General features: G+C 65.9%; 9 protein-coding genes. 1 reads left to right on the top strand and 8 read right to left on the bottom strand.

Annotation, left to right across the window (positions count from 1 at the left end; all coding sequences use genetic code 11):
• The 8 genes from ACWDTP_RS37335 to infA form a co-directional block, all read right to left on the bottom strand.
• Positions 1-609, bottom strand: a 609-nt coding sequence (locus ACWDTP_RS37335) for a tRNA pseudouridine synthase A (RefSeq protein WP_450028249.1), incomplete at its 3' end; no start/stop codon positions are given.
• Between the two features lie 13 nt (positions 610-622).
• Positions 623-1,165, bottom strand: a complete 543-nt coding sequence (gene rplQ, locus ACWDTP_RS37330; protein ID WP_450028248.1) for a 50S ribosomal protein L17 — start codon at positions 1,163-1,165, stop codon at positions 623-625.
• A gap of 59 nt (positions 1,166-1,224) precedes the next feature.
• Complete coding sequence (locus tag ACWDTP_RS37325; protein ID WP_450028247.1) at positions 1,225-2,277, bottom strand: DNA-directed RNA polymerase subunit alpha; 1,053 nt, start codon at positions 2,275-2,277, stop codon at positions 1,225-1,227.
• Between the two features lie 94 nt (positions 2,278-2,371).
• Positions 2,372-2,977, bottom strand: a complete 606-nt coding sequence (gene rpsD / locus ACWDTP_RS37320; protein WP_450028246.1) for a 30S ribosomal protein S4 — start codon at positions 2,975-2,977, stop codon at positions 2,372-2,374.
• A 14-nt stretch (positions 2,978-2,991) separates the two neighbouring features.
• Positions 2,992-3,408, bottom strand: coding sequence for a 30S ribosomal protein S11 (rpsK, locus tag ACWDTP_RS37315; protein ID WP_450028245.1), 417 nt, complete (start codon positions 3,406-3,408; stop codon positions 2,992-2,994).
• A gap of 4 nt (positions 3,409-3,412) precedes the next feature.
• On the bottom strand, positions 3,413-3,787 hold the full coding sequence (rpsM, locus tag ACWDTP_RS37310) for a 30S ribosomal protein S13 (RefSeq protein ID WP_450028244.1): 375 nt from the start codon (positions 3,785-3,787) through the stop codon (positions 3,413-3,415).
• A 160-nt stretch (positions 3,788-3,947) separates the two neighbouring features.
• Positions 3,948-4,061, bottom strand: a complete 114-nt coding sequence (gene rpmJ, locus ACWDTP_RS37305) for a 50S ribosomal protein L36 (protein ID WP_003879483.1) — start codon at positions 4,059-4,061, stop codon at positions 3,948-3,950.
• A 52-nt stretch (positions 4,062-4,113) separates the two neighbouring features.
• Positions 4,114-4,335: a translation initiation factor IF-1 gene (gene infA / locus ACWDTP_RS37300; RefSeq protein ID WP_003418601.1), complete on the bottom strand. Its 222-nt coding sequence runs from the start codon at positions 4,333-4,335 to the stop codon at positions 4,114-4,116.
• Between the two features lie 347 nt (positions 4,336-4,682).
• On the opposite strand from infA, the gene ACWDTP_RS37295 reads away from it, so the two are divergent.
• On the top strand, positions 4,683-5,010 hold a 328-nt coding region (locus ACWDTP_RS37295; RefSeq protein ID WP_450028243.1), incomplete at its 3' end, for a hypothetical protein.

Below are 5,010 nucleotides of genomic sequence, written 5' to 3'. Positions count from 1 at the left end.
GGCACCGTCGGGGACCCAGTCCAGCCGCTGCAGATCGCGAATCGTGGTGGCGCCGGGGCGGTGCCGGCAAAAAGCCGCGAAGTCGTTGAGCCCCAGCAGCTCACGTGAGGCCGCGGCCATGGCGTCGATATCCAGTGGACGTGGCCACGGCGTGACGAACCGCGCTTCCTGCGGCTCCACCCCGTACGGCGCGGTGCTCAGCCGGTACACGTAGTGGCGGCGCAGCGCCGAGAACCGGGCGTCGAAACCGACCGGGGCACGGACGATGTCGTGCACCCTGACGTCGGCGGGCAGGAAGCGAGCCAGCCGGCGCACCAACGGGGTGAACTCGGCATCCGACGGTTTGGTGCGGCGCGGATAGGCATGCGACAGCGCGCCCGCGGGCACGTCGACATGGGCCACCTGCCCGGTGGCGTGCACACCGGTGTCGGTGCGCCCGGCCGTACGCGTCACGACCGGTGCGCGGAACACCGTCGACAACGTCTCGTCGATCACCCCGGCGACGGTGCGCTGGCCGGCCTGCGCGGCCCATCCGGTGAAATCCGTACCGTCGTAGGCGATATCCAGACGAAGACGAACATGCCCGCCACCGGAATCGATGGCGGGCATGTTACGAGCGTCCTCAGGACTTGGCTTCGTCAGCCTCGTCCTTGGCCTCGGTGGCCTCGACCTCGGGAGCCTCGACCTCGGTGGTCTCCTCGGCCTTGTCCTCGGTGGCCTCAGCCTCGGTGGTCTCCTCGGCCTTGTCCGCCGCTTTGGCCTGCGAAGCAGCCGCGCGACGTGCCCGGTTCGCCTCGTCGGTCACGGTCTTCTCCCGCACCAGCTCGATGACCGCCATGGGGGCGTTGTCGCCCTTGCGGTTCTCGACCTTGATGATGCGGGTGTAGCCGCCGTTGCGGTCGGCGAAGAACGGCCCGATCTCGGCGAACAGGGTGTGCACCACATCCTTGTCGCGGATCTTCTTCATCACCTCACGCCGGTTGTGCAGCGAGCCCTTCTTGGCATGGGTGATCAGTTTCTCCGCGTACGGCCGCAACGCCCGGGCCTTCGGCTCGGTCGTCTTGATCCGGCCGTGCTCGAACAGCGAGGTGGCCAGGTTGGCCAGCAGCGCCTTCTGGTGGGAGGACGACCCGCCGAGGCGGGGACCCTTGGTGGGCTTGGGCATTGCGACTATCTCCTAAATGGGGCCGGCCCCCGTATCAGGTAGGACCGGGACGGGTTGTTCTAGAGCTGTTCGGTTTCGGCGTAGTCCTGGTTGTCTTCCAGGTCGTAGCCGGCGTCGCCGGTCCAGGTCCCGGTGGCGGCGTCGTAGCCGGCCACCTCGGACGGATCGAACGTGGCCGGGCTGTCCTTCAGCGAGAGACCCAGCTGGTGCAGCTTGATCTTCACCTCGTCGATGGACTTCTGGCCGAAGTTGCGGATGTCCAGCAGATCGGACTCCGTGCGGGCCACGAGCTCGCCCACCGTGTGCACACCCTCGCGCTTGAGGCAGTTGTACGAGCGCACCGTCAGGTCGAGATCGTCGATCGGCAGCGCGAAGCTGGCGATGTGATCGGCCTCGGCCGGCGACGGTCCGATCTCGATGCCCTCGGCCTCGACGTTGAGTTCCCGTGCCAGACCGAACAATTCGACCAGGGTCTTACCGGCCGACGCCAGGGCGTCACGCGGGCTGATCGAGTTCTTGGTCTCGACGTCGAGGATCAACTTGTCGAAGTCGGTGCGCTGCTCGACACGGGTCGCCTCAACCTTGTAGGTGACCTTCAGCACCGGGCTGTAGATGGAATCGACCGGGATGCGGCCGATCTCGGCACCCGAAGCCTTGTTCTGCACGGCGGGGACGTAACCGCGGCCGCGCTCGACGACGAGCTCGACCTCCAGCTTGCCCTTGTCGTTGAGGGTGGCGATGTGCATATCGGGGTTGTGCACCGTGACACCGGCCGGCGGCACAATGTCCCCGGCGGTGACCGCACCCGGGCCCTGCTTGCGCAGGTACATGGTGACGGGCTCGTCCTCCTCCGAGGACACGACCAGACCCTTGAGGTTCAGGATGATATCGGTGACGTCTTCCTTCACCCCGGGAACGGTGGTGAACTCGTGCAGCACACCGTCGATGCGGATGCTGGTGACCGCCGCGCCCGGGATGGACGACAGCAGGGTGCGCCGCAACGAGTTACCCAGCGTGTACCCGAAACCGGGCTCCAGGGGTTCGATGACGAACTTGGAGCGGTTCTCGGCAACGCTTTCCTCGGCCAGTGTGGGTCGCTGTGAGATCAGCATGGTGTTCTTCTCCTTCTCGGCACCCGCTATTTGATGCCGTACCCTCGGGGACTTCGCCCCCAAGAACCCCCCGAAACCTTCGGGGAGAGGTCTGTTACTTCGAGTAGAACTCGACGATGAGCTGCTCGGCGAGCGGCACGTCGATCTGGGCCCGCTCGGGCAGCTGGTGCACCAGCACGCGCTGACGCTCACCGACGACCTGCAGCCAGGACGGGATGGGGCGCTCACCAGCGGTTTCCCGCGCCACCTCGAACGGCAGTGTGTTGAGCGACTTGGCCTTGATGTCGATGATGTCGTACTGCGACACCCGGTAGCTGGGGATATCGACCTTCACGCCGTTGACGGTGAAGTGGCCGTGGCTGACCAGCTGACGGGCCATGCGCCGGGTGCGGGCCAGGCCTGCGCGGTACACGACGTTGTCGAGCCGGCTCTCCAGGATGCGCAGCAGCTCGTCACCGGTCTTGCCACCACGGCGGGCGGCCTCTTCGTAGTAGCGACGGAACTGCTTCTCCATGACGCCGTAGGTGAAGCGGGCCTTCTGCTTCTCCTGCAGCTGCTGGCGGTATTCGCTCTCCTTGATCCGCGCGCGGCCGTGCTGGCCGGGCGGGTAGGGGCGCTTCTCGAACGACTGATCGCCGCCGACGAGGTCGACGCCCAGGCGGCGCGACTTGCGGGTCGCGGGTCCGGTGTAACGAGCCATGTTTCTTGTCCCTCCTAGACCCGGCGCCGCTTGGGCGGACGGCAACCGTTGTGCGGCTGCGGGGTGACATCGGAAATCGCGCCGACCTCCAGCCCTGCGGCCTGCAGCGAGCGGATGGCGGTCTCGCGGCCCGAACCCGGGCCCTTGACGAACACGTCGACCTTCTTGACACCGTGCTCCTGCGCCTTGCGGGCGGCGTTCTCGGCGGCCAGCTGCGCGGCGAACGGAGTCGACTTACGCGAGCCCTTGAAGCCGACGTGGCCCGACGACGCCCAGGCGATGACGTTGCCCTGCGGGTCGGTGATCGACACGATCGTGTTGTTGAACGTGCTCTTGATGTGCGCGGCGCCGTGCGGGATGTTCTTCTTTTCCCGGCGGCGGGTCTTCACGCCCTTCTTGGGGGCGGCAGCGCCCTTTTTTGCGGGTGGCATCTACTTACCTGGCCTTCTTCTTGCCGGCGATGGTGCGCTTCGGACCCTTGCGGGTGCGCGCATTGGTCTTGGTCCGCTGACCGCGAACCGGCAGACCGCGGCGGTGCCGCAGGCCCTGGTAGCAGCCGATCTCGATCTTGCGGCGGATGTCGGCCTGCACCTCGCGGCGCAGGTCACCCTCAACCTTGAGGTTGCCTTCGATGTAATCGCGCAGCTGGGTCACCTGATCATCGGTCAGGTCCTTGGTGCGCAGGTTCCGGTCGATTCCGGTCGCATCCAGGATCTCCTGGGAGCGAGTACGGCCAACGCCGAAGATGTAGGTCAGCGCGATCTCCATGCGCTTGTCACGCGGAAGATCCACGCCCACGAGCCGTGCCATGTGGCGGTTTCCTTCTTCTATGCGGAGGTCTGTTCCCAGCCCGTTCCCACGCCTCTGTATGTGGGGCCCGGCCTCCGATCCGGACGTGTTGAGCAGCCAATCTGCTCAGTGGTGCTGGGAGGTCTGCATTCAGTTGTGGGTACTGCTCAAGTTGGGCTGATCAGCCTTGTCGCTGCTTGTGCCGCGGATCGGAGCAGATCACCATGACCCGCCCGTGCCGGCGGATCACCCTGCACTTGTCGCAGATCGGCTTGACGCTCGGGTTCACCTTCACGGCTTCGCGATCCTGTTCTCTCGTCTGTCTTAGGTCCTACGGGATTGGGCAGTTACTTGTACCGGTACACAATGCGACCCCGGGACAGGTCATAGGGAGAGAGCTCCACCACGACGCGGTCCTCGGGCAGGATACGGATGTAGTGCTGCCGCATCTTGCCGCTGATGTGGGCCAGAACCTTGTGTCCGTTCTCCAGCTCAATGCGGAACATCGCATTGGGCAGGGGTTCGACCACGCGGCCCTCGACCTCGATGGCACCGTCTTTCTTGGCCATACTCTCTGGCGATCCTTGCTTTCGTTTCGTATCGTGCGCCCGTCGGCGCAGCGACCATCCGACTTCAAAACGTGAGCCGAATCGACGAAATTCCGGAAATCCAGAACGGGGCACGCAGAAAGTCGGCGCGGAGGCCGCACCGTCGATCCACAATACCCGCTCGACGGCCTGCGCCAAAATCACGGCTGGCCAGCATCGGGAGCCACCCGGATCCGGGCTACCGGTCATCGAATATTCGTGCACGCAAGCCCCCTGGAACACGAGAGAATGGTCCATAGTGAGCTGCGTCCCGCGCGACGCAGCTTTGATTCGCGCCACCCCGGCGCACGGACCGGAGACACGACACCATGATGGCTGCGTACCTGGCGGCGTTCATCGTCGGCGGCATCGCCGTGTTGTCCGCTCTGCTGCTGGCCGATGTCGGACACGGCGATGGCATGCCCTTCCTGAGCCTGACCGGCATATCGGCGGCCCTGGTCGGCGCCGGCACCGGGGGCATGGTCGGCACCTGGGCCGGGCTCGGCGCCTTCGGGTCCGCAGTCCTGGCGGCGGTGTGCGCGGTCGCGCTGGTGGCCCTGCTCAACGGGGTGCTGCTGCCCTACCTGCGCAGGCAGCAGTCCAATTCGCACAAGGGCCGGTCCTCCTATATCGGGCTGCTCGGCACGGTGACGCTGG

Source organism: Mycobacterium sp. NPDC003449 (genome assembly GCF_053588415.1).
The sequence above is the reverse complement of the archived record's forward strand: the minus strand, read 5'-3'. Positions and strand labels throughout refer to the sequence as shown.

Excerpts from the sequence above, each read along its gene's own strand:
- rpsK (WP_450028245.1), bottom strand. The coding sequence starts at position 3,408 with ATGCCACCCGCAAAAAAGGGCGCTGCCGCCCCCAAGAAGGGCGTGAAG.
- infA (WP_003418601.1), bottom strand. The coding sequence starts at position 4,335 with ATGGCCAAGAAAGACGGTGCCATCGAGGTCGAGGGCCGCGTGGTCGAA.
- ACWDTP_RS37325 (WP_450028247.1), bottom strand. The coding sequence starts at position 2,277 with ATGCTGATCTCACAGCGACCCACACTGGCCGAGGAAAGCGTTGCCGAG.
- rpsD (WP_450028246.1), bottom strand. The coding sequence starts at position 2,977 with ATGGCTCGTTACACCGGACCCGCGACCCGCAAGTCGCGCCGCCTGGGC.
- rpsM (WP_450028244.1), bottom strand. The coding sequence starts at position 3,787 with ATGGCACGGCTCGTGGGCGTGGATCTTCCGCGTGACAAGCGCATGGAG.
- rplQ (WP_450028248.1), bottom strand. The coding sequence starts at position 1,165 with ATGCCCAAGCCCACCAAGGGTCCCCGCCTCGGCGGGTCGTCCTCCCAC.